This window comes from uncultured Lactobacillus sp., assembly GCF_902491705.1.
Classification (GTDB): domain Bacteria; phylum Bacillota; class Bacilli; order Lactobacillales; family Lactobacillaceae; genus Lactobacillus.
On sequence record NZ_CABUIW010000001.1, the window covers coordinates 1 to 23,942 of the forward strand.

25 protein-coding genes and 1 pseudogene are annotated in these 23,942 nt (G+C 36.0%); 22 read left to right on the plus strand and 4 right to left on the minus strand.

The window, feature by feature from the left end; genetic code table 11:
* Nucleotides 1–173: 173 nt before the first annotated feature.
* A complete protein-coding gene (locus tag RDN22_RS00005; RefSeq protein ID WP_308554654.1) occupies nucleotides 174–581 on the plus strand; it encodes a MarR family winged helix-turn-helix transcriptional regulator in 408 nt (135 codons plus the stop codon).
* Nucleotides 582–645: 64 nt separating this feature from the next.
* On the opposite strand, the gene RDN22_RS00010 is transcribed toward RDN22_RS00005, so the two are convergent.
* Nucleotides 646–2,076, minus strand: coding sequence for an amino acid permease (locus tag RDN22_RS00010; protein ID WP_308554656.1), 1,431 nt, complete (start codon nucleotides 2,074–2,076; stop codon nucleotides 646–648).
* A gap of 197 nt (nucleotides 2,077–2,273) precedes the next feature.
* Here RDN22_RS00010 and RDN22_RS00015 point away from each other — a divergent pair, with 197 nt between their 5' ends.
* From RDN22_RS00015 to RDN22_RS00055, 9 genes are all read left to right on the plus strand, one after another.
* Nucleotides 2,274–3,137, plus strand: a complete 864-nt coding sequence (locus RDN22_RS00015; RefSeq protein ID WP_308554658.1) for a GRP family sugar transporter — start codon at nucleotides 2,274–2,276, stop codon at nucleotides 3,135–3,137.
* Between the two features lie 72 nt (nucleotides 3,138–3,209).
* Nucleotides 3,210–3,551, plus strand: coding sequence for a YlxM family DNA-binding protein (gene ylxM / locus RDN22_RS00020; RefSeq protein WP_308554659.1), 342 nt, complete (start codon nucleotides 3,210–3,212; stop codon nucleotides 3,549–3,551).
* 3 nt (nucleotides 3,552–3,554) lie between these two features.
* Entirely contained in the window at nucleotides 3,555–4,985 is a 1,431-nt protein-coding gene (gene ffh, locus RDN22_RS00025) for a signal recognition particle protein (protein ID WP_308554661.1), read from the plus strand.
* Nucleotides 4,986–5,074: 89 nt separating this feature from the next.
* Nucleotides 5,075–5,347 (plus strand): 30S ribosomal protein S16, encoded by a 273-nt coding sequence (rpsP, locus tag RDN22_RS00030; protein ID WP_003547870.1) that lies wholly within the window; start codon nucleotides 5,075–5,077, stop codon nucleotides 5,345–5,347.
* Nucleotides 5,348–5,413: 66 nt separating this feature from the next.
* The gene (rimM, locus tag RDN22_RS00035) at nucleotides 5,414–5,929 is read left to right on the plus strand and encodes a ribosome maturation factor RimM (RefSeq protein WP_308554665.1); all 516 of its coding nucleotides are present in this window, start codon (nucleotides 5,414–5,416) and stop codon (nucleotides 5,927–5,929) included.
* Complete coding sequence (trmD, locus tag RDN22_RS00040) at nucleotides 5,919–6,644, plus strand: tRNA (guanosine(37)-N1)-methyltransferase TrmD (protein ID WP_308554667.1); 726 nt, start codon at nucleotides 5,919–5,921, stop codon at nucleotides 6,642–6,644. The genes rimM and trmD overlap by 11 nt, the downstream gene beginning before the upstream one ends.
* Nucleotides 6,645–6,776: 132 nt before the next feature.
* Nucleotides 6,777–7,124: a 50S ribosomal protein L19 gene (gene rplS, locus RDN22_RS00045; RefSeq protein WP_003629071.1), complete on the plus strand. Its 348-nt coding sequence runs from the start codon at nucleotides 6,777–6,779 to the stop codon at nucleotides 7,122–7,124.
* 347 nt (nucleotides 7,125–7,471) lie between these two features.
* Complete coding sequence (locus RDN22_RS00050) at nucleotides 7,472–8,122, plus strand: uracil-DNA glycosylase (RefSeq protein ID WP_308554670.1); 651 nt, start codon at nucleotides 7,472–7,474, stop codon at nucleotides 8,120–8,122.
* Nucleotides 8,119–8,907, plus strand: a complete 789-nt coding sequence (locus RDN22_RS00055) for an SGNH/GDSL hydrolase family protein (protein ID WP_308554672.1) — start codon at nucleotides 8,119–8,121, stop codon at nucleotides 8,905–8,907. The genes RDN22_RS00050 and RDN22_RS00055 overlap by 4 nt, the downstream gene beginning before the upstream one ends.
* 28 nt (nucleotides 8,908–8,935) lie before the next feature.
* On the opposite strand, the gene lexA is transcribed toward RDN22_RS00055, so the two are convergent.
* Nucleotides 8,936–9,562, minus strand: a complete 627-nt coding sequence (gene lexA, locus RDN22_RS00060) for a transcriptional repressor LexA (RefSeq protein ID WP_308554673.1) — start codon at nucleotides 9,560–9,562, stop codon at nucleotides 8,936–8,938.
* 151 nt (nucleotides 9,563–9,713) lie between these two features.
* On the opposite strand from lexA, the gene RDN22_RS00065 reads away from it, so the two are divergent.
* From RDN22_RS00065 to RDN22_RS00085, 5 genes are all read left to right on the plus strand, one after another.
* Entirely contained in the window at nucleotides 9,714–9,977 is a 264-nt protein-coding gene (locus tag RDN22_RS00065) for a DUF896 domain-containing protein (protein WP_308554674.1), read from the plus strand.
* 65 nt (nucleotides 9,978–10,042) lie between these two features.
* A complete protein-coding gene (locus RDN22_RS00070) occupies nucleotides 10,043–10,261 on the plus strand; it encodes a YneF family protein (protein ID WP_013438154.1) in 219 nt (72 codons plus the stop codon).
* 84 nt (nucleotides 10,262–10,345) lie between these two features.
* Nucleotides 10,346–12,112, plus strand: coding sequence for an ABC transporter transmembrane domain-containing protein (locus RDN22_RS00075; RefSeq protein ID WP_308554676.1), 1,767 nt, complete (start codon nucleotides 10,346–10,348; stop codon nucleotides 12,110–12,112).
* Nucleotides 12,105–13,901 carry an ABC transporter ATP-binding protein gene (locus RDN22_RS00080; RefSeq protein ID WP_308554678.1) on the plus strand — a complete coding sequence of 599 codons (1,797 nt, stop codon included), beginning with the start codon at nucleotides 12,105–12,107 and terminating at the stop codon, nucleotides 13,899–13,901. The genes RDN22_RS00075 and RDN22_RS00080 overlap by 8 nt, the downstream gene beginning before the upstream one ends.
* A gap of 92 nt (nucleotides 13,902–13,993) precedes the next feature.
* A complete protein-coding gene (locus tag RDN22_RS00085) occupies nucleotides 13,994–15,937 on the plus strand; it encodes a M13 family metallopeptidase (RefSeq protein WP_308554680.1) in 1,944 nt (647 codons plus the stop codon).
* 49 nt (nucleotides 15,938–15,986) lie between these two features.
* Here the strand turns inward: RDN22_RS00085 and RDN22_RS00090 are convergent.
* Nucleotides 15,987–17,158, minus strand: a pseudogene (locus tag RDN22_RS00090) (class I SAM-dependent methyltransferase).
* Nucleotides 17,159–17,261: 103 nt separating this feature from the next.
* Nucleotides 17,262–17,876, minus strand: a complete 615-nt coding sequence (locus RDN22_RS00095) for a 1-acyl-sn-glycerol-3-phosphate acyltransferase (protein WP_308554682.1) — start codon at nucleotides 17,874–17,876, stop codon at nucleotides 17,262–17,264.
* 63 nt (nucleotides 17,877–17,939) lie between these two features.
* On the opposite strand from RDN22_RS00095, the gene RDN22_RS00100 reads away from it, so the two are divergent.
* The 7 genes from RDN22_RS00100 to RDN22_RS00130 all read left to right on the plus strand — a co-directional run bounded on the left by RDN22_RS00100 (nucleotide 17,940) and on the right by RDN22_RS00130 (nucleotide 23,941).
* The gene (locus RDN22_RS00100) at nucleotides 17,940–18,971 is read left to right on the plus strand and encodes a GIY-YIG nuclease family protein (protein WP_308554684.1); all 1,032 of its coding nucleotides are present in this window, start codon (nucleotides 17,940–17,942) and stop codon (nucleotides 18,969–18,971) included.
* A 159-nt stretch (nucleotides 18,972–19,130) separates the two neighbouring features.
* Entirely contained in the window at nucleotides 19,131–19,904 is a 774-nt protein-coding gene (gene rpsB / locus RDN22_RS00105) for a 30S ribosomal protein S2 (RefSeq protein ID WP_308554686.1), read from the plus strand.
* A gap of 34 nt (nucleotides 19,905–19,938) precedes the next feature.
* Nucleotides 19,939–20,964 (plus strand): translation elongation factor Ts, encoded by a 1,026-nt coding sequence (tsf, locus tag RDN22_RS00110; RefSeq protein WP_308554688.1) that lies wholly within the window; start codon nucleotides 19,939–19,941, stop codon nucleotides 20,962–20,964.
* A 136-nt stretch (nucleotides 20,965–21,100) separates the two neighbouring features.
* Nucleotides 21,101–21,826: a UMP kinase gene (pyrH, locus tag RDN22_RS00115; RefSeq protein ID WP_308554690.1), complete on the plus strand. Its 726-nt coding sequence runs from the start codon at nucleotides 21,101–21,103 to the stop codon at nucleotides 21,824–21,826.
* Nucleotides 21,826–22,383 carry a ribosome recycling factor gene (gene frr, locus RDN22_RS00120; protein ID WP_308554692.1) on the plus strand — a complete coding sequence of 186 codons (558 nt, stop codon included), beginning with the start codon at nucleotides 21,826–21,828 and terminating at the stop codon, nucleotides 22,381–22,383. The genes pyrH and frr overlap by 1 nt, the downstream gene beginning before the upstream one ends.
* A 2-nt stretch (nucleotides 22,384–22,385) precedes the next feature.
* Nucleotides 22,386–23,120 (plus strand): isoprenyl transferase, encoded by a 735-nt coding sequence (locus tag RDN22_RS00125; RefSeq protein ID WP_308554694.1) that lies wholly within the window; start codon nucleotides 22,386–22,388, stop codon nucleotides 23,118–23,120.
* Between the two features lie 5 nt (nucleotides 23,121–23,125).
* Nucleotides 23,126–23,941, plus strand: a complete 816-nt coding sequence (locus tag RDN22_RS00130; protein WP_308554696.1) for a phosphatidate cytidylyltransferase — start codon at nucleotides 23,126–23,128, stop codon at nucleotides 23,939–23,941.
* Nucleotide 23,942: the final 1 nt, after the last annotated feature.

Below are 23,942 nucleotides of genomic sequence, written 5' to 3' on the forward strand. Positions count from 1 at the left end.
TTGTTCTTTATTAAATTTAGTCATAATAAAAGACCCAAAAGTGTCTAACTTTTGGGTCTCACTTCAGATTGAATCAATCAACATGTCTAAGTTGACTTTCAATATGGATGAAAACCTTTAATGAAAAAGCAGCGTTAAGCTGCTTTTTTGTGAGCTAGAAAGGAAGATTATAGATGGCAGAAAGTACAATTGGTTCATTTTTAACTAAGATTAGTAATGAAGTCGAAAAGCAAATGGATGATGATCTAAAGAGCTTTGGCATTAATGCTAATGAACTAGAAGTTTTGATTGAATTGAATCATCATAGGCATGGTAAATCTTTTGAAAAATTAGCTAAAGAATTGCATGTAACAGATGATAAGTTGAAAGATTTAGTCAAAAACTTAAAGGCTAAGGAATTAATCACTGTATCAGATGATGTGGCTACTGAAACTGATAAAGGTTCAGAGCTTTGCAAAAAGGTTGAAAAGCATAGATTAGAAACAGATCATACTATTACTGGCATGCTTAGCAAAGATGAAACTTTAGGCTTGGTTAAAGTTTTAAAGAAAATGCTTAAAAAAGAAGAAGACAATAACTAGATGAAAGCAAAAGGCCCAACCTCCATTTTTGGAGATTAGGCCTTTTTATTTTGACAATTATAAATTATTTCTCATCATTGTTTAAAGTTGAATGGTGTACACCGTAGGTTAAGTAAATAATTACACCTAAGATGAACCAGATTCCTGCATAAAGCTTTGCTTGATAGTCTAATCCTAAGAATACGATTAATGCAGCCAAGAAGCCTAATGCTGGTAAAACTGGGTAAAATGGCATCTTGAATGAAGGATCCGCAATATCTTTTCCTTCACGTGGACGCAATTTGTAAATTCCAAGTGATACAAACATAAATGCGATAAGTGTACCTGCTGAAATCAATTGTGACAGCATAGAGAATGGGAAGAATGCACCAAGCAAAATACTGATAGTAGTTAATGACCATAAAGCATTGTTTGGACGACGATCAGCATTTAATTTACCAAGCCATTTAGGAAGCATCCCGTCACGACCAAATGAATAAATTAATCTTGAACCAGCCATACTCATACCGATTAACGCTGTAAACATACCAAGAACTGCAATTGTTTGAACAACAATGGCAATAATAGGGTGACCAGCATAACGAAGAGCAAGACCAACAGGTTCAGCTGAGTTGGCGTATTTTGGATAAGGCATCATTCCGATAAGCACAAGACTTACACCAACAAACAATGTAACTGCGATAGCTAAAGAGCCTAAGATTCCTCGTGGCATAGTTTTTTGAGGATTAATTGCTTCAGCTGAGTTAGCAGCAATTGAATCAAAGCCGATGTATGACAAGAAGATCATTGATACACCAGCGTAAATACCTTGCCAGCCACCAAATGGACCATGAGCAGTTGGACGATATTTTGGAATAAATGGTACAAAGTTAGAACCCTTAATTGCAGTTAAACCTACCGCGATGAAGAGTAAGATAGCCAAAACTTTCAATACAACAAGTGCATTTTCAATTCTAGCTGCTCTTGAAACGCCACGACTGATTAAAAGGGCAACTAATAATATTGAAATAAGTGAAATCAGGTCAATAACACCACCGTTATTGCCAAAAGCATTGGATAAAGAATCAGGTAACTTTAATCCCATCGGTGCAATTAAAGCTCTAAAGTTAGCTGAAAGACCAGATCCTACGAAGGCTAGAGCAATAAAATATTCTGCAAGAAGTGCCCATCCGGCAACCCATCCCCAAAATTCGCCGAAAACTACGTTGATCCATGAATAAGCTGATCCGGCAAATGGCATGGCAGCAGCCATTTCTGCATATGCAAATGCTACAAGTCCGGCCGCAATAGCAGCTAAAACAAATGCAATAGCAACTGCAGGACCCGTGTGCAATGCAGCTACTTCTCCGGGTAAAGTGAAGATTGAAGCCGAAACGATTGTACCGACGCCTAAAGCTAAGAAATCCTTCACCTTTAATGAGCGAACCAGGTGTCCATCTTTATTTTCATAGACGCGTGGATCTTCTTTTTTGTTCATTTTTTGCCAAAGATTCACAACGCAACTCCTCCTTAAAATAATAGTATGTATCTAATTATAATTAAAAATACGTTAAAAAATCAACCATTTAATTTTAAAAAACTCACTCTATTCATATTGAAAACACTTACTTTTTGTTACAGATTAAAAATAGAGTTATAACAAAAAGAGGGTCTTTTTTAATGAAATAATTTTTTATATGAAGAAGGAGTTTTATGGCATTAATAATTGCTTTAGTTAATATTGTTGGCTGGGGCCTTATTCCATTAACTGTTAAAGGTTCACCACAAAGCCAAATTGCAGGGATGGGAATCGGAGCGTCAGCTACCGCTTTAATTATTTTTTTGTTTACTAGACCAGCTATCGATGCAGCAACTTGGGCAGTAGCCTTTGTTGCAGGGATGTTATGGACTATTGGTCAAATGGGTCAGTTCATTTCATATACTAGAATCGGTGTTAGTGGTACTATTCCACTTTCAACTGGTTTTCAATTAGTAGGTAATTCACTAATTGGTGTATTAATTTTTGGTGAATGGCCAACTGCCCAAGCTAAAATCATTGGCTTTATTGCCTTAGCATTAGTAGTAATCGGGATTGTCTTAAGTTCTAAAAGTGATGATCAAGGATCAGGTAATGCCAATGCTAAGAATATTATGTTCTTGTTAGTCACAACTATTGGTTTCTGGATTTATTCTAGTTTTCCAAAGCTGATTGCTAAGAATATCAATCCTAACGTTAATGGATTAGATTATATTTTCCCTGAAATGTTTGGTGTTTTGATCGGTACCGTAATTTACATTATCGGTTCACATGCAACAGCAGTTTATCGCAATAAGTTGCTTTGGAGAAACAGTATTGCGGGGATTGAATTTAGTATTGGTACTTTATTTTACTTGCTTTCAGTTAAACAAAATGGTGTTACCAATGCATTTATCTACAGCCAATTATGTTCAGTAATTGCTACATTTGGTGGTATTTTATTCTTGCATGAAAAGAAATCTAGACGTGAAATGATTTACATTGTCATCGGATTAATTTTCATAGTTGCTGGTAGTGCTTTAACTGGTTTTGCCAAGTAAATTTTAAAAGAAGGGTCTTGATTATTTTGATCAAGGCCCTTTTTTGATATACTAAAGGCTGGTGAAACTTAAATGGATGAATTAACTAAAAACGAAGAGCTTGGCGATTTATACGCATATTATGGTTCACTATTAACTGAAGGGCAGCAATCATATTTTGAAGATTACTATTATAATGATTTGTCTTTGGGTGAAATTGCCATCAATCATAATGTGTCAAGACAAGCTGTCTATGATAATTTAAGACGGTCGAGCAAGATCTTGCAAAATTATGAAGATAAGCTTCATATGCGTAGGGATAACGACCATATTGAAAATGTATTAGCAGACGCAGTATTGTCTATTGATAATGACGATAGTCAGACTGCTAAAGATGAAATAACGAATTTATTAAATCAATTGAGGGGAGAATAACCCATGGCTTTTGAAAATTTAAGTGAACGAATTCAAAAAGCATTAAAAAATTTAACTGGTAAAGGTAAAGTCTCAGAAGAAGATATTAATAAGGCTAGTCGTGAAATTAGATTAGCTTTGCTTGAAGCCGATGTTAACTTCAAGGTTGTCAAAGATTTCATTAAGACAATTAAGAAAGAAGCATTGGGTAAAGAGGTACAAGAAAGCTTAAACCCAGGTCAACAAGTAATTAAGATCGTTAATGAACAATTGACTAAGATGATGGGTGAGGAAGCTGTTCCTCTTAACAAGTCTAAGCATATTCCTACTATTATCATGATGGTTGGTTTGCAAGGTACTGGTAAAACTACCACTGTAGGGAAGTTAGCATATCATCTGCAAAAGACTGAAAAGGCTCGTCCACTTTTAATTGTTGGGGATATTTATCGTCCTGCCGCTGTTGATCAGCTTAAACAAATTGGTGAACAATTAAATGTACCGGTTTATAGCGAAGATGGTGAAAAGGACGTTGCTAAGATCGTTCAAGATGGTTTAGCTGAAGCAGATAAGAATAAAAATGATTATGTCTTAATCGATACTGCCGGTCGTCTGGAGATTGACGAACCATTAATGGAAGAACTTGAACGAGTTAAAAAGGTAGCAAACCCTGACAACATTCTATTAGTTGTTGATGCCATGACTGGTCAAGCTGCTACAGATGTAGCCAAGGGCTTTGATGAACGTCTTGATGTTACTGGCGTTATTTTGACTAAGCTTGACGGTGATACCCGTGGTGGTGCCGCACTTTCAATTCGTGCCGTTACTGGTAAGCCAATTCTGTTTACTGGACAAGGTGAAAAGTTAAGCGACTTAGACGTCTTCCACCCAGATAGAATGGCATCAAGAATTCTTGGTATGGGTGACATGCTTTCCTTAATCGAAAAGGCTCAACAAGATTACGATGCTAAGGAAGCACAAAAAGTTGCTGAAAAGATGCGTGAAAACACCTTTGATTTCAATGACTTTGTCGAGCAACTTGAACAAGTACAAAAGATGGGACCATTGGATCAAATTATGAAGATGATCCCTGGTCTAGCAAATAACCCACAGCTTAAGAACATAAACGTTGATCAAAAGCAAATTAATCATACTAAGGCAATTGTTTATTCAATGACTGAAGAAGAACGAGAGGATCCAGATATTTTGAATCCTAGTCGTCGCAGAAGAATTGCTGCTGGTTCAGGTCGTCCAGTTGTTGAAGTAAACCGCATGATCAAGCAGTTTAAGCAAATGCGCGAAATGATGAGCAAGGTTACTAAGGGTAACATGAAGGGCTTAAGCAATTTGCCTGGTATGGACTCACCAATGGCTAAAATGGCTATTCGTCGCATGAACAAGAACTTCAAGAAGAATAAAAAGAAGCGTTTGCGTAAGATTAAGAGATACCATTCATAAAAAAATAAAGGTGTTAAGGAAAAATACTTTACACCTTTTGGATTTGGTGGTATATTATTAATCGTTAAGTTTTAGGAGGAAATTAATTTATGTCAGTTAAAATTCGTATGCACCGTGCTGGTGCCAAGAGAAAGCCATTCTACAGAATCGTTGTTGCAGACTCACGTATGCCACGTGACGGTCGTTTCATCGAACAAGTTGGTTACTACAACCCAGTTTCACAACCAAAGGAATTGAAGCTTGACGAAGACAAGATCTTTGAATGGTTACAAAAGGGTGCACAACCTTCAGACACTGTTAGATCACTTCTTTCAGGTGCTGGCTTGATGGCTAAGTTGCACGATGCAAAATACAACAAGTAATTTGCTATTAGAAAAAGCTTGATGCCAAGTGCTTCAAGCTTTTTTTGTTACTGAAAAGGAGAAAAAATGCAATATTTTGATGTTGCAAAGATTTTAACCACGCATGGCTTAAATGGCGAAGTTAAAGTTAACGTGATTACAGATTTCCCAGAAGATAGATTTGCTGAAGGGATGCAATTAGCCTTAAAAGATGATGTTGATCGAGTTTTGACTATTAAGAAGAGTCGACCATTCAAGCAATTTTGGCTAATTCAATTTGAAGAAGTAACTGATATTGATCAAGCAGAAAAATTACGTGGTCAAATTTTAGTAGTTAGCGAAGATAATCGCGGAGAACTTCCTGAAGGTACTTATTACTACAAAGATATTTTTGATTGTGATGTAATCGATAATGAATCTGGCAAGCGCTTAGGAAAGATCGCTGATATTCAATCACCTGGTGCTAATGATATTTGGTTAGTTCGAGAAGACGATGGTAAAGAATATTGGATTCCTAATATTGCAGATGTAGTAAAAAAGGTTGATGTTCCTAATAAAAAAGTTTATGTCGAATTGATGGAGGGATTGCGCGATGAAGATTAATGTCTTAACGCTTTTTCCTGACATGTTTACACCATTGCAAGTATCAATGCTGGGACGTGGTCTTGAAGATAAGAAATGGGATCTCAATTTAGTTAATTTCCGTGATTTCACGACAGATGTTCATCATCATGTTGACGATACTCCATATGGTGGTGGGGCTGGCATGGTTTTACAAATTATGCCAATCAAGAAGGCACTTGATTCACTTCCTTCAACTGGTAAAGTAATCATTACTGCTCCGCAAGGAAAAACTTTCAATGAAAAGATGGCACAAGATTGGGCTAAGGAAGATGAATTAACCTTTATTTGTGGTCACTATGAAGGCTTTGACCAACGTGTTTATGATTTAGCTGATGAAACAGTATCAATTGGTGACTACGTTTTAACAGGTGGCGAATTGCCAACAATGAGTATGATTGATGCGACTGTGCGTTTGTTACCTGGAATCTTGGGTAATGCAGCTAGTCCTGTTGAAGAAAGCTTCTCTCATGGCTTGCTTGAATACCCACAATATACTCGCCCAGCTGACTTTGAAGGCCAAAAAGTACCAGAAGTTTTGACGAGTGGTAATCACCAAAAAATCGCTGAATGGCGTCACTATGAAGCTTTGAAGGCTACGTATCTGCATCGACCAGATATGCTTGAAGATCGTGAATTGACTAGTGAAGAAGAAAAAATGCTTCGTGATATAAAGGCTGAAGCAAAACAAGAGTAAACTAACTCTTGAATTTATGTCATTTCCTTGCTACACTAGTAAGCGTGGTTAAAAGACCATTTATAAATAAGTTATGGGTGTTCCGCTAGCGCTGGTGCGTTGATGAAGACCGAAGAAGGAGAAAAATATATTATGGATCCATTAATTCAAGAATTAACTAAAGAACAAATTCGTGACGATATTCCTGCTTTCCGTGCAGGTGATACTGTTACTGTTCACGTACGTGTTGTTGAAGGTACTCACGAACGTATTCAGTTGTTCGAAGGTGTTGTAATTAAGAAGAAGGGTACTGGCATCGGTGCTACTTACACTGTTCGTAAGATTGCTTCAGGTGTTGGTGTTGAAAGAACTTTCCCAGTTAACGACCCACGTGTTGCTAAGGTTGAAGTTAAGCGTCATGGTCGTGTACGTCGCGCTAAGCTTTACTACTTACGTGAACGTCACGGTAAGTCAGCAAGAATTGCTGAAGCACGTCGTTAATAAAATGAAAAATAGTCGATTCGCAAGAATCGGCTATTTTTTTATTATACTTTGTGAAATAAAAGCAATGTGAAACCACTGTGTAACACATATATTTTGTCACAAAGTTATTGGATAATGTTTTAAAATGCTTATATAAAAGCATTTTATATTTGTGAAATCAAAAATCTAAAAATCGATATTATGTGTGGAATTAAGACAAAAGCCACCAGTTATCCACACCGGCGGCTTTTATTTTATCTTAAATTGAACTAATTATATCGTAAAAAACAAAGAAGTGAAATAGTATTTCACATTATTTATAATATTAATTGCAGAATAAAATTTTGAAAAGGAGGGAGAATTTATTGGATTATCCTGAAGAGTTAATTGATGAAGTGAAAAAGCGTTCAGAAGGAATGCGTCTTGAGGGAATTAATTCAGGCAGTGGTCCTAAACATCCTTTGCTAATGATTATTGGTGAAGCTCCTGGTCGCAATGAAATAGTTAATAATATTCCATTTAGCGGGGATGCTGGAAAAGAGTTAAATAAATCTTTGGCGCAGATTGGCTTAACTAGAGACGACGTTTATATCACGAGTGCCGTTAGAAGTAGACCATATTCAGTTAAAAAGGTATTCAGTAAACGTGAAAATAAAGAAGTTACAAAATATCCTAATCGTAAGCCTACTAAGAAGGAAGTTTTAGCACATGCACCTTTTTTGGATTACGAAATAGACTATGCTCAACCTAAATTAATAGTTGCTTTAGGTAATACCGGTCTTGAGCGTTTACTTGGTCCAGGTCATAAAATTTCAGAAGAACATGGTAAGGTAATTGAAGATACGCCTATTCTAAGACTTAATGAGCAAAAAGATGGCTATGTTTGGTCAAAGGAAAAATATACAATTTTCCCAGAATATCATCCTGCAGCCGTATTTTATAATCGAAAGTTAAGTGACGATATTGTTAAAGATTGGGAGATAATTAAGCCTTATCTAGAAAAGGAAAAATTATGAGTAACGAAACTTTTTTAATACCTATTAGACAAAATAATGATTTATCAGATATTGCCTTAAATGAATTAAGAATGGATTTAGATGAGCATCCCTTACATCAACGCTTTTATTCAGACTTAGCATATTTACCTGGCAATAATCGTAAATATAGCTTGAATAGCGTGAAGACGATTGATAGTCCATTACGCCATAAAAAGATTTTATTTTTAGGCTCATCAGTAACTTTTGGCTTTGGTGCACTAGGCGAATCTTTTGTAGATTATTTATGGAAAAAAGACGGTATAGATGCAATTAAAGATGCCGAAAACGGCACTACTTTAGTTGATCAAGATACAAGCTATCATGGTGATTCATATGTTGCTCGTTTTAAAGAAGAGCTTAAAGAGGATAAACCTGATATGTTTGTATTGCAGCTTTCAACTAATGACGCTAATACTGAAAAGAAACTAGGTCAAATTAGCTCAGATAATCATTTTGACACGCAAACAATTATTGGTGCCATTGAATATATGATTGCTGAAGCTCAAAAAGAGTGGGATTGTCCAATTTTGATTTATACGAATCCATATTTTGAAAATAAGCTATACAAGCAAATGGTAGATAGTACATTAGAACTTGCTAAGAAATGGAAAGTAAATGTACTAGATCTTTACCACAATCCTGATTTTCAAAATCAAGATTCACTTTATATGGCTGACGAAATTCACCCAACTCGTGCCGGTTATTTGGAAAAGTGGATGCCTTTATTTGAAGAAAAAATAAATGATTTATTGCTAAAAAAATAAGCTAAATTAAACTTTAGCTTATCAATTATTAATCAATATTGTTACGGTAAAGGCTAACTACCTTACCCAAAATACTTACCTTTGGTAAAATAATTGGATCCATAGTATCGTTTTCAGGTTGAAGACGGTAATGACCATTTTCCTTATAGAAACGTTTAACTGTAGCTTCGTTATCTTCAGTCATAGCAACGACAATTTCACCATTGTTTGCTGAATTTTGTTTTCTAACAATAACGCTATCGCCATCAAGAATACCAGCATTAATCATACTTTCACCATGAACCTTAAGCATGAAGAGTTCACCAGCATCGCTTTCCAAATCTGGTGGAAGAGGGAAGTATTCATCAATGTCTTGAACTGCAAGAATTGGTTGTCCAGCAGTAACGACACCGACAACTGGGATTTCCTTAGGTTTGATTCCAAGTGCGTCCTTACCTTCAGCGGTGATTTCTAGAGCACGAGGTTTGGTAGCGTCTTTAATTAATAAGCCTTTTCGTTCAAGACGAGCTAAATGTCCATGAACAGTTGAAGTAGAAGACAGCTTTACTGCAGAACAAATTTCACGAACTGTAGGTGGAAAGCCGCGATGCTCAACAGTATCATAAATGTAGCGTAAAATTTCTAATTGTTTAGTATCACTAGTTTTCTTAGGCATATTTTTTCTCCGTTTATGAAAAATATTTTTTTGTACTTTAAACTTAATTTTAACAGAAATGTCTATCAATCTCAAACAGGCGTTCTTTGAAAAGTGCTTTTTTTTGAGAGAAAAATACGGTAGACTAGGAATGTTATGTGAGGTGGATATTATGAATAAAGAAATTATGAGCAAGGAAGAAGAAAAAAAGGTAACTGACCGTATCAACGAACTTTACCACAAGAAGGAAAAGGAAGGCTTAACTCCTGAAGAAGAAGCAGAACGTAAAGAACTTCACAAGAAGTTTATTGCTAACTTCAGAGCTGCTTTCAGACAAGACGTTGAAGATATGGTAATTATCGATAAGAACGGTAAAGAAGTAACTTCTGAAAGAGCTAAGCGTGCCCAAAGAAAGAAAGGGCTTAGAAAAGATTAATTAAGTCTTTCAAAAAAGTGGAAAATTATGTAAGATATTATTGTTAGTTAGATGGAGGATATAATATGAATTTAGGATTAGCAATATTTTTGATCATCATTGCACTTTTAGTTGGTGCAACAGCAGGTTTTTATGGTGCGAGAGCATACATGAAGAAATACTTTAAGGAAAATCCTCCTATTAGTGAAGATATGATTGTTGCTATGATGTCTCAAATGGGACAAAAGCCTTCTAACAAGAAGGTTCATCAAGTAATGAACATGATGAAGCATCAACAAAAATAATTTATAAATTATTTTGTGATGTTAAGGCGAAGGATTATTTTCCTTCGTCTTTTTTGTGCTCTTTTTAAAGATTGGAGTGAATAGATGAATATTTTTAAAAAGCTGGGCTGGTTTTTTAAGCAGGAAAAGAAGCGCTATATTATTGGGATTACGTTTCTAGCTCTGACTTCTTTAGCTAACTTGATTCCACCTCGAGTGTTGGGCCTAATGGCTGACCAGCTTGACAAAGGTCATATTTCCTGGGGCCAATACGGGATGCTGATTCTTGCCGTTTTAGCTGCTGCCTTTGTTTTATATATTTTGCGCTATTTTTGGCGTAAGCAAATTTGGGGCGGAGCTGCAGAACTAGAGCGACAAATGCGGTCTAAATTATTTGATCATTTTATGATAATGGACCGGACATTTTATCAACGCCATCGAACAGGTGACTTAATGGCTCATGCAACTAATGACGTTACTGCCATTCAAAATGTAGCAGGTGATGGTGTTTTAACTCTAGTTGATTCTCTTGTAATGGGACTTTCAACGATGATAGCCATGATTATTTTTGTAGATTGGCGTCTTACTATCGTTGCATTACTACCTTTGCCATTTTTAGCATTAGGTGCTTGGAAGCTCGGTGATCGTTTGCATGATGCCTTTGACAAATCACAGGCTGCCTTTTCTCGTTTGAATAATAAGACACAAGAATCTGTATCAGGTATTAAGGTGCTTAAGACTTTTGGTCAAGGAAAAGAAGATACTCAAGCCTTTGATAAGATGGTCGATGACACAATCAATATCAATAAAAAGGTTTTTGTTTGGGATTCGTTATTTGATCCATTAGGCACGACTATTATTGGTGCTACTTATGTCATCACAATTATTTATGGAGGATTGTTAGTTACAAATAAAGTCTTATCGATTGGACAACTTGTATCATTTATTGCATATATTTCTAACATGGTTTGGCCAATGTTTGCGATTGGATATCTATTTAATATTTTGGAAAGAGGTAGCGCCAGTTACGATCGAGTTGAAAAATTATTATATGAAAAGCCTTTAATTACAGATGCACACGCTGATAAAAATATTAAGGCTGAGGACTTACAGGGTGATTTGCATTTTGACATTAAATCGTTTGCTTACCCTGATGAAAAAGATATCCCTGTTTTGCAAAACATCGATTTTATTTTAAAGCCTGGTCAAACCTTAGGTTTAGTAGGTCGTGTAGGTGCAGGGAAGACCACGATTATTCAACTGCTTTTAAGAGAGTTCGATCAATATGACGGTCAAATAACTTTGAACGGCATCAATATTAAGAAAATTCCGCTTAAAGTTTTGCTTAGCCAAATATCTTATGTGCCACAAAATAACTTTCTTTTTTCAACTAGTATTGGAAAGAATATCGCCTTTTCTTCAGAAGATGCAGATAAACAAGATATTGCTTCTGCAGCTAAAAAGAGTGACTTACATGATGATGTTTTGCAAATGCCACATGGCTATGAAACTTTGGTAGGTGAAAATGGACTTTCACTTTCTGGTGGGCAAAGACAAAGAATGTCTATTGCACGTGCTTTATTAAAAGATAGTCAGATTTTGATCTTAGATGATGCTTTGTCTGCGGTAGATGCAAAGACTGAAACAGAAATTTTATCGTCATTGCGTAGTGAAAGAAAAGGTAAGACGACGATGATTGCGGCTCATAGATTAACTTCTGTGATGGATGCTGATTTAATTTTGGTATTAAAGAATGGTCAAATCATTGAACGAGGTAATCACCAAGATCTGTTAAAAGAAAATGGTTGGTATGCCGAGATGTGGCGTAGACAAGAGCTTCAAGCAAAGGCAGGTGAAGATATAGATGAATAATGGAGAAAAACAAGAATCAGTTTGGTCCAAAGCGATTCCATTTAAAGAGCAAGTTGCAATTTTTAAGCGACTAATGGGCTTTGTAAAACATTTCAAATTTGAAATGACTATTGCCTTAGTGGGAGCTTTCTTAGTTAGTGTGATTAACATTTTGCTTCCGCGTGGATTGCAGTATTTTTTAGATAATTTTTTGCTTAAGCAGAGTGCAACAGTACAAATCATTTTGTTTGCGGGATTGCTTTATGGAGTAGGATCAATTTTAAAAGCGGTAATTCAATTTACGTATCAATATTTCTTTGCTTTAGGTTCAGAAAAAACGCTAGAGAGTATTAGAAAGGCTCTTTATCGTAAACTCCACAAATTAGGGATGCGCTATTTCGATCAAACACCTGCCGGCTCTATTGTTTCAAGAGTAACTAACGATACCATGACTCTTAGCAACTTTCTGACCGTGCTTTCAACGGTAGTAATTGGTGCATTTTCTGTAGTAACAGCACTAGTTGCGATGTTTACTACAAACGTGATTGCTGGCTGGATCGTTTTAGCTTTCGTTCCAATTTTGCTATTTGTCATTTGGCTTTATTCACAAAAGAGTTCACGACTTTATCGAAACTATCGAGAGCGTTTGAGTAGAATTAATGCTAATTTAAATGAATCAATCGAAGGCGTATCGATTATTCAGCAATTTAATCAAGAAAAAAGAATGACCAACCAGTTTGAAAGTGAAAACGGTGGGTTAATGAATACTCGTTTTAACATGATCCGCATTAATTCATTACTACTTTCACCTTTAACTAGTTTGCTTTATTCACTTGCTTTAGCTGTAACATTGATGTATTTCGGTTTTCCTTTACAAGCAACTTTTGTTCCAGCTGGTGTGGTATATGCATTTTCACAATACTTATCTCAACTGTTTAATCCAATTTCTACTATGATGGATCAAATGACTTTCTTCCAAGATGGTATTGTAGCTGGTAAACGAATTTTTGCTATCTTAGATGACCAGCAATATGAACCAAAGCAAGATACGCAAGAAGGATTAAAGATTGAACGCGGAAAAATTGAATTCAAGCATGTTAGTTTTTCATATGATGGTAAAAATGAAATCTTGCATGATATTTCTTTTACAGTTAATCCCGGTGAAACTCTTGGGATAGTTGGTCATACTGGATCTGGTAAAAGTTCAATTATTAATGTAATGATGCGCTTTTATGAATTTGGTAAAGGCGAGATTTTGATTGATGATGTAGATATTAGAAAATATCCTAAAGAAGAATTACGTAAAAAATTAGGTCTTGTTTTGCAAGAGCCATTCATGTTTTATGGTGATATTGCGTCTAACATTCGTTTATATAATCAAGATATTTCGGATGAAGAGATTAAAAAAGCTGCTGAGGCAGTTCAAGCAGATCAATTTATTGAAAAGATGCCAGGCAAATATCATGCTAAGGTGATTGAAGGCGGAGAAGAATTAAGTCAAGGACAGCGCCAATTGATCTCTTTTGCTAGAACACTAGTTACTAATCCAAAAGTATTGGTTTTAGACGAAGCTACTGCTAATGTTGATACTGAAACAGAAACATTAATTCAACAAGGATTAAAGCAATTGCGTAAGGGTAGAACTACTTTAGCAATTGCGCATAGATTGTCTACAATTGCAGATGCTGATCAAATTATTGTATTAGACAAGGGTAGAATTATTGAACGCGGCAATCATGAAGAATTGCTTGCTAAGAAGGGTTACTACTATAACTTGTACACCTTGCAAAATAACGAAAATAAGGAATAGTTAAGAAAAGACGTTTTGCACGAATGCAGACGTCTTTTTGGTATAATGATTAAAAAGAATGAAATAATTATGAATATTAATAAGGAGGAAAAATGAGAAGATTTTACGCTGTTCGCGGTGGTGCAGGTGACGTTGCTGAACCTGATGTTAATGCCAAACCAAAGGATAATTTATATTTAGCTGTTAATTCAGAATGGCTTTCTAAAGCAGAAATACCTGCTGACCGTACTTCAACTGGTGTTAATTCAGAATTAGACATTAGAATTGAAGATAGAGTAATGAAGGACTTTGCCGATATTGCTGCAGGCAAAGAAAAGATGCCAGACATCAAGGATTTTGCTAAGGCAATTGAACTTTACAAGATTGCTAAGAATTTTGAAAAAAGGGATGCAGAAAAAGCACAACCTATTCAACATGACTTAGAACAATTATTGAGTTTAACTGATTTTGCCGATTTGGCTAAAAAGACTAAGGACTTATTTATGGGTCCATATACATTGCCATTTGTATTTGATGTTGATGCCGACATGAAGAACACTGATGTCAATGTTTTGTACTTTGGTGGTCCAAGTACTTTCTTGCCAGATACAACTACTTATAAGACTCCAGATGCTAAAAAGTTGTTAGATATTTTGCAAGATCAAAGTATTAATCTGTTAACGATGGCTGGCATTGGTAAGACTGAAGCAAGAGTATATGTTGACAATGCTTTGGCCTTTGATGCAAAAGTAGCAAAAGTTGTTAAGTCTGCTGAAGAATGGGCTGACGACGCCGCAATTTACAACCCAGTTTCATACGATGAATTTATTGCTAAATTTAAGTCATTTAACATGGCTCAATTCTTAGATGATATTTTGCCAGAAAAGCAAGAACGTGTAATCGTAATGGAACCACGTTTCCTTGATCATGCAGAAGAATTAATCAATGCAGAAAACTTTGATGAAATTAAGGGTTGGATGCTGGTTAAGTATATTAATAATGTTGCCAAGTTCTTGTCCCAAGAATTTAGAGAAGCATCATTCCCATATGGTCAAGCAATTACTGGTGCCCCAGAATTACCTTCACAAATTAAGCAAGCTTTCCGTCTTGCTAATGGTGTCTTTGATGAAGTTGTCGGTATTTTCTACGGCAAGAAATACTTTGGTGAAAAGGCTAAGCATGATGTTGAAGATATGATTCACAATATGCTTAAAGTATATGAAGAACGAATCAAGAATAATACTTGGCTTTCTGATGAAACTAAGAAGAAGGCAGTTATTAAGTTAAAGGCTTTGGTTCTTAAAATTGGATATCCAGAAAAAATTGAAAAGATTTTTGATCTTTTGCAAGTAGATCCAGAAAAGAGCTTATATGAAAATGAAGCTGCAATGGATGTAGTTCGTACAAAATATATGCTAGAAAAATTGACTAAGCCAGTTGATCGCTCAGTATGGTTAATGCCAGGTAATTTAAACAATGCTTGCTATGACCCACAAAGAAATGACTTAACTTTCCCAGCTGGAATTTTGCAAAAGCCATTTTATGATATTAATCAATCTTTAGGTGCTAATTACGGTGGTATTGGTGCTACGATTGGTCATGAAGTTTCTCATGCCTTTGACAACAATGGTGCTAAGTTCGATGAAAAAGGTAATATGAGCAATTGGTGGACTAAACAAGACTTTGCCGAATTTAATAAGCGTGTAGGCCAAATGGCTGATATTTTTGATGGCTTGCAATATGGTCCTGCTAAGGTTAACGGTAAGCAAGTAGTTTCTGAAAATATTGCTGACCTTGCAGGTTTAGCTTGTGCTGTACAAACAGGTAAGAATGATGGCGCAAATTTGAAGGACTTGTTTGAAAACTATGCTAGAAGCTGGATGGAAAAACAACGTCCTGAAGCAATTAAGACAGAAGTTCAAACTGATGTCCACGCACCACAACCAACAAGAGTAAATATTCCGGTTCAATGTCAAGATGAATTTTACCAAGTATTTGATGTTAAACCAGGTGATGGCATGTGGCTTGATCCAGAAGAAAGAATTACAATTTGGTAAAAAATAAAGAGCTGATTTTAAAAATCAGCTCTTTTTTGTTTTGTCTTAATTATTTAAGCATGTAGTCTCTAGTCATTGGTAAGTTCTTACCAGAAGGACCCTTGGTAAGCAAGTATTGAATGACATCAATGTTGCCTGATTCAAATGAAGCGGCACAAGCATTTAAATACATGTCCCACATACGAGTGAAGCGTTCACCCATTTTTGCCTCAACTTGATCACGTACTGCATTGAAGTTCTTGTCCCAAATTTCAAGAGTTCTTTGGTAGTGACGACGAAGAGTTTCCATATCTGTGATTTGCAAACCATTGTCAACGATATCGCCTACAATTTCTTGCAAACCTGGAATATAGCCACCTGGGAAGATGTATTTGTTAATCCAAGCATTAGTAGCACCGCCTTGTTGACGAGTAATACCATGGATTAAAGCAACACCATCTTGATTTAAGTACTTGTAAATATCTTGGAAGTATTTAAGTTCTCTGAACCTACGTGTTCAAACATACCAACTGAAGTGATGTAATCCCACTTTTGATCACCGAGTTCACGGTAGTCTTCAAGTTTAACTTCTGCTACATCTTGCAAGTTTTCATCATAAATACGCTTTTGAACTAACTTATATTGTTCTTCACTAAGCGTAACCCCGGTAACTTTGAGGCCGTATTCTTTAGCGGCGGTAAGCATTAATGTACCCCAACCACAGCCAATGTCGAGCAAAGTTTTGCCTTTTTGTGGGTTTAATTTGTTTAAAATATGGTGAACTTTTGCAATTTGTGCTTGTTCAAGATCATTTTCATTGCCATTTTCAAAGTAAGCACAAGAGTAAGTTAAAGTAGGGTCAAGCCATAATTTGTAGAAATCATTTCCAATGTCATAGTGACTTTGTACGTCTTCTTCACTTTGCTTTTCAGTATGCTTTTGTTTTGGCAAAAACTTGCGGAATTTTGAAGAACGCATGAAACTGTTGGCACTTTCGTAAGCACCAAAGATTAATTTTTGGATATCTCCATGAATTTCAATCTTCTTATCCATGTATCCTTCACCAAGTGCAAGTGAAGCGTTTTTAGTAATGTCGCTTACAGGAATCTTTTCGTTAAAGACGATTTCGATTTCAGGAGTACCATTACCATAAACTTCGCTTTTACCGTCCCAGTAGGTTACTTTAACGGGAAAAGGGAAGGATTTGCTAAGCATCATTTTGTAAAATGTTTTTTCTAACAATTATCTTTCCTCCAATAATTATCAAACCTAAGTACTTATTTTAACACTAAAAAATTATCTGCAATAAAAAAAGCTTAACCTAAAACTAGATTAAGCAATTCATTTACTTGGCAACATAGTGGAAATTAGGATCAAGTTCTTTGTCTAATTTATCCCAAGCATCCTCTAATTGTTGGTAAATTATTTGTTCATTTTCATGGGTAAGTTTAGTTTTGCGATCAATGGTGATTGGATTGCCAAAGTTAACTTCCATAGGCTTTCTTTTAAGTAATCCCTTAAAGGATAATGGCCCTTGGTAAACTACTGGAACCATTGGTTTTTGCGCCATCTTTGAAATTAAAAGGGCACCACCTTTTAATTCAGCTGAATGTCTTGTTCCGGATGGAAAGATAATTAGTGAAAGCTTTCCTTTTCTAAGACCTTTTACAGGGATTTTTAAAGCAGATGGTCCCGGATTTTTACGATCAACCGGAAATGCATGAGCATGATTTAAGATAAAACGCAAAACTGGATTTTTAAATAATTCAATTTTAGCCATAAACATAAATTCCATTGGGCTAGCACCCAGTGCAAATAAAATTGGCTCCCACCAAGTACGGTGAGGTGCAACTAAAATATAGTTACCTTTAGGTAAGCGATTTTTATGATGGACGTGTAAATGTCCGTTTAATATCCAAACAATAAAGCGAGCGATGGGGCGAATAAATTTATAAAACATTTTGTCCTCCAATTTGTTGTAAGTTATTATAAAAATATATAGACGAGAAAGGCAAATATTTTTATGGTTGAGCTTAAAGATAATGAACGAATCGATTATATGTACAGTGATAACTTGCGAATTATTCAAGACAAAACTGCCTTTAGTTTTTCAATGGATACCTTATTGTTAGCATATTGGGCTAAAGACTTAATTCGTGATCGAGATAAAGTGGCAGACTTATGTGCAGGTAACTGTGCAGCTACTATTTATATGGCTTATTTTAATCGAGCACACTACGATGCAATTGAAATTCAAGATGAGATTTATTCTCAAGCTGTTCGATCGGTTGAGTTAAATCAAATGGAGAATCGAATTTCAGTTTATAAGGATAATGTTTTAAATGCCGCTAATTTTTTACGTAAAGATAGTTATGATGTAGTAACTGTTAATCCGCCATATTTTAAGGCACCACAAGGTCACGAAGTTAACCCAGATCGTAAAAAAGCTATTGCTCGCCATGAATTATTAATTGATTTAGAGCAAATCATTAGTGTAGCGAGTGGACTATTAAAGATGAAAGGTAAGATGTTCATGGTACATCGTCCTGAACGACTTGGTGAAATATGCTATTACTGCATGAAGTATGATTTGAGCGTTAAAATGGTTCAGCCTTTTGTTTCTCATCGCGGAGAAAATACAAATTTAATTATTGTAGAAGCTGTTAAGCATACTGGAACAGATGGCACTGAATTGAGGGATGCTATTGAAGTTCATGATCAAAAAGGTGAATTTAGACCACTTATTCAAGGAATTGTACGTGAGACTGATGAAGATCGAGAAAAACACGATGCACGAGGCAAATATTATTTTTATGTGTTGCTTTGCAATGATGGTAGCTTTTATGGCGGTTTTACAAATGATCTTGAACATCGCTTAAAGATGCATAATGCTGGAAAAGGTGCCAAATATACTAAAACAAGACGTCCCGTTAGAATGATTTATCATGAACAGTTTGATGATAAGGGATTAGCTTTAAAGAGAGAATATTGGTTTAAGCATCATTCTCGCAGCTGGAAAGAAAAATTTTTACGTGAGCATAATATTAAGTTTTAGTCTTGTCATATTGAATAAAATTTTGTAAAATAGTCGAGTATGCTGTGTAAGCATAAATAGAAAACACATCAAGAGCGATCATCATCGTGGTGCCCTAGGTAGTGGTTAGATGATGAAATGAACGCTTGAGAGGATTTAAAACCATAGGAGGAATAAAATATGGCAGACGTTGTTACAATGAAGCAATTGCTTGAAGCTGGTGTCCACTTCGGTCACCAAACTAGAAGATGGAACCCAAAGATGGCTCCTTACATTTTCACTCAAAGAAATGGTATTTACATCATTGACTTACAAAAGACTATCAAGATGTTAGATGATGCTTACAACTTTATGAAGGCTGTTGCTCAAGACGGCGGCGTATTCTTATTTGTAGGTACTAAGAAGCAAGCTCAAGACTCAATTGCTGAAGAAGCAACTCGTGCAGGTCAATACTACGTAAACCAACGTTGGTTAGGTGGTACTTTGACTAACTGGACTACTATTCAAAGTCGTGTTAGAAGATTAAAGCAATTAAAGGAAATGTCACAAGACGGTACCTTCGATGTATTACCAAAGAAGGAAGTTGCACTTTTAACTAAGGAAATGGACAAGCTTGAAAGATTCTTAGGTGGTATCGAAGATATGCCAAGAATTCCAGACGTATTGTTCGTAGTAGATCCTAAGAAGGAAAAGATCGCTGTTCACGAAGCTAACATTTTGGGTATCCCAGTTGTAGCTATGGTTGACACTAACACCGATCCAGACCCAATCGACGTTGTTATTCCTTCAAACGATGACGCTATCCGTGCTATCCGCTTAATCGCAGGTGCAATGGCAGACGCTATTGTTGAAGGTAAGCAAGGTCAAGACGACGAATCTGTTGAAGTAGACTTCAAAGAAAATGCTGATGGTTCAGAAGAAATCGTTAGCGCTGAAGAAAACCCAGAAGACTAGTTTTTACTGTTAGTTCTGTTAGGAGGACATATTAATGGCAAAAATTACTGCAAAGCAAGTTAAAGATTTACGTGAACGTACTGGTGCCGGTGTTATGGACGCCAAGAAGGCATTAGTAGAAGTTGACGGTGACATGGACAAGGCCATTGAATACCTTCGCGATAAGGGTATGGCTAAGGCTGCTAAGAAGGCAGACCGTGTTGCTGCTGAAGGTTTAACCGGTGTTTATGTTGCTGGTAATGTTGCAGCTATTACTGAAGTTAACTCAGAAACTGACTTTGTTGCTCAAAACGAAAAGTTTGTTAACTTAGTTAAGGACGTTACTAAGACTATCGCTGAAGGTGAACCTGCTAACGCTGAAGAAGCTAGCGAATTAAAGATGGAAGACGGCAAGACTTTATCACAAGCTTTTGTAGACGCAACTGCTACAATTGGTGAAAAGATTGCTTTACGTCGTTTTGCATTGGAAAAGAAGAATGATGACCAAGAATTTGGTGCTTACCAACACAACGGTGGCCAAATCGGTGTTGTTACTGTTTTAGAAGGTGCTGATGCCGCAACTGCTAAGCACTTAGCAATGCACATCGCTGCTATGAGTCCTAAGGTTATTTCACCAGATGAATTAGACGATGAATTCATTACTGAACAATTGGCATTAATGAACCACAAGATTGACCAAGACAACGAAAGTCGTGCTTTGGTTCACAAGAAGCCATTACCACACCTTGTTTACGGTTCAGAAAAGCAATTAACTGATGATGTTTTAGCTAAGGCTAAGGAAGACATCAAGGCTGAACTTAAAGAAGAAGGCAAGCCAGAAAAGATTTGGGACAGAATCATTCCTGGTAAGATGCAACGTTTCATCGATGACAACACTCAAGTTGATAAGCAATTTGCAGTTTTATCACAAAACTACATCATGGATGACAGCAAGACTGTTGGCGAATTCTTGAAAGAAAAGGGCGCTAAGTTAGTTTCATTCACTCGTTACGAAGTTGGCGAAGGTATTGAAAAGAAACAAGAAGACTTTGCTGCTGAAGTTGCAGAACAAATGAAGTAATTAAACTACTTTATAAAGAAAGGAGGAGTACGTAAGTGCTCCTCTTTTTTTATAATTTTTTATAGTCTTTAATTAGTTGAAAGACATTAAGTAGTTATATATGTTAGAATAATTAAAGCTATTAGAGGAGGGCATTATGAGTCAAGTTAAATATAATCGCATTATTTTGAAAATATCAGGTGAAGCTTTAGCTGGTGACAAAGGTACTGGAATTAATCCAACTGTTATCAGTCACTTGGCTAAAGAAATTAAGTCTGTTCATGATTTAGGCGTAGAAATTGGTATCGTTTGTGGTGGCGGTAACATGTGGCGCGGTGAAACTGGTGCTAAGTTGGGCATGGAACGTGCACAAGCTGACTACATGGGTATGCTTGCTACTATTATGAATGGTTTAGCTTTGCAAGATGGTCTTGAAAAAGTTGGCGTTCCTACTAGAATGCAAACTTCAATTGAAATGAGACAAATTGCTGAACCTTACATCAGAAGAAGAGCTTTACGTCATCTTGAAAAAGGCCGCGTTGTAATCTTCGGTGGTGGTACTGGTAATCCATACTTCTCAACAGATACTACTGCTGCTTTGCGTGCTGCTGAAATTGGTGCTGATGTAATTTTGATGGCTAAAAATGGTGTTGACGGTGTTTACTCAGCTGACCCTAAGACTGATCCTACAGCAACTAAATTCAGCGAATTAACTCAACTTGATTTGATTTCAAAGGATTTGAAGGTAATGGACAGAACTGCAAGTTCATTATCAATGGATACCGAAATTCCATTAATTGTCTTTAATGTTAATACACCTGGCAATATTAAGAAGGTTGTTTTGGGTGAAAATATTGGTACTGTAATTAGAGGTAATAAATAATGAATAACGAAACTATTAAAAAAGCACAAGAAAATATGGATAAATCTATTAAGGTTTATCAAAAGAAGTTAGCTTCAATTCGTGCTGGTGTTGCTAACGCAGCATTACTTGATAACGTACAAGTTGAATATTATGGTGCACCAACACCATTGACTCAAATGTCAAGTATTACAATTCCAGAACCACGTGTTTTATTGATCACTCCATACGATCAAAACAGTTTGGATGATATTGAACACGCACTTTTGGCTTCTAACCTTGGATTAACTCCTGCTAACGACGGTAAGGTTATTAGATTGGTAATCCCCCAACTTACTGGTGAAAGAAGAGAAGAAATCGCTAAAGAAGTAGGCAAGTATGCTGAAGAAGCTAAAATTGCTGTTAGAAACGTTCGTCGTGATGCCATGAATGCTTTGAAGAGAGAAGAAAAAGATGGCGACATTACCGAAGATGAACAACGTAATTTAGAAAAGCAAGTTCAAAAGGTTACTGATGATGCGGCCAAGAAGATTGATCAACTTGCTGATGAAAAACGTAAAGAAATTACTCAAGGCTAAGCATGAGTAAGAAGGATAACGAGTTAAATCATCTAGCCATCATAATGGATGGTAATGGTAGATGGGCTAAAAAGAGACATAAGCCTCGATTTGTCGGACACCGTGAAGGCATGGATAATGTTGAACGGATTACTTTAGCTGCTGATAAATTAGGTATTAAGGTATTAACTTTGTATGCTTTTTCTACCGAAAATTGGGCTAGACCTAAAGAAGAAGTAGCCTATTTGATGAATTTACCAGTACGTTTCTTTGATAAATATATGCCAACTCTAATGGAGAACAACGTTAAGGTTAACATCATGGGATATTTAGATGAACTCCCAGAAAAAACATATCAAATTGTTCAAAGAGCAATGGCAGAAACAGCTAATAATACTGGCTTAATTCTCAATTTTGCTTTTAATTATGGCTCAAGAAGAGAAATTACTTCTGCAGTTCAAGAAATTGGTGGTCTAATTGAAGCAGGTCAACTAAAAAGCGAAGATATTACGGAAAAAATGATTTCAGATCATTTGATGACTGGACATTTTGGTAAATATCAAGATCCTGATTTATTAATTAGGACTTCAGGTGAACAAAGAATTTCTAATTTCTTGCTTTGGCAGTTGGCTTATTCAGAGTTGGCTTTTAGTGATAAAAACTGGCCTGATTTTAATGAAGATGATTTAAAACAATTTGTTAATGATTTTAAGCACCGTAATCGGCGCTTTGGTAAGGTAGACGAATCGGATAGTTAATTAATATGAAACAACGTGTAATTACGGCAGTTATTGCCTTAATCTTATTTATTCCAATTGTATTAGCAGGCGGCCTTTGGATGGACTGGCTGACTGTACTGTTTGCAGCAGTTGGTATTAGTGAAATCTTTTTGATGAAAAAGCAAATTTTAGTATCATTAGATTTCGTATTAGCATTACTTGCTACTTTAACCTGGACAGTTCCAGATTCATTTTTCAAAGTATTCCCATCTAATATAACTAAATTGGGTGTATTTTATGGTATTGTCATGTTGTTCTTGACTTGGACTGTTCTTTCTAAGAACAAGACAACTTTTGATGATGTCGGCGTTTATATTTTAGCAGCTCTTTATATCGGTATTGGCTTCCACTACATGGCTGCAATTAGAGCATATCCACAAAATGGTTTAGCACTTCTTGGTTATGTCTTTGTAGTTGTTTGGTCAACTGATATTGGTGCATATATGATCGGTCGTAAGATCGGTAAACATAAATTATGGCCAGTAATTAGTCCTAACAAGACTTGGGAAGGTTCTATTGGTGCTGTAATTTGTGCATTGATTTGTAGTGCAATCTACTTAGCAATTTTGAGTCACTTCAACATCACCTTTGGTGTTTCAGAATTATCAATGGTTGGTTTAGCATTTATCCTTTCAATCGTTGGGCAAATGGGTGACTTAGTTGAATCAGCATATAAGCGTTTCTACGGTGTTAAGGACTCAGGTAAGATTTTGCCAGGTCACGGTGGTATCTTAGACCGTTTTGATAGTATGCTATTTGTATTGCCTGTTGTTGCTGCTATTTTAGGTATTGTACATTAGG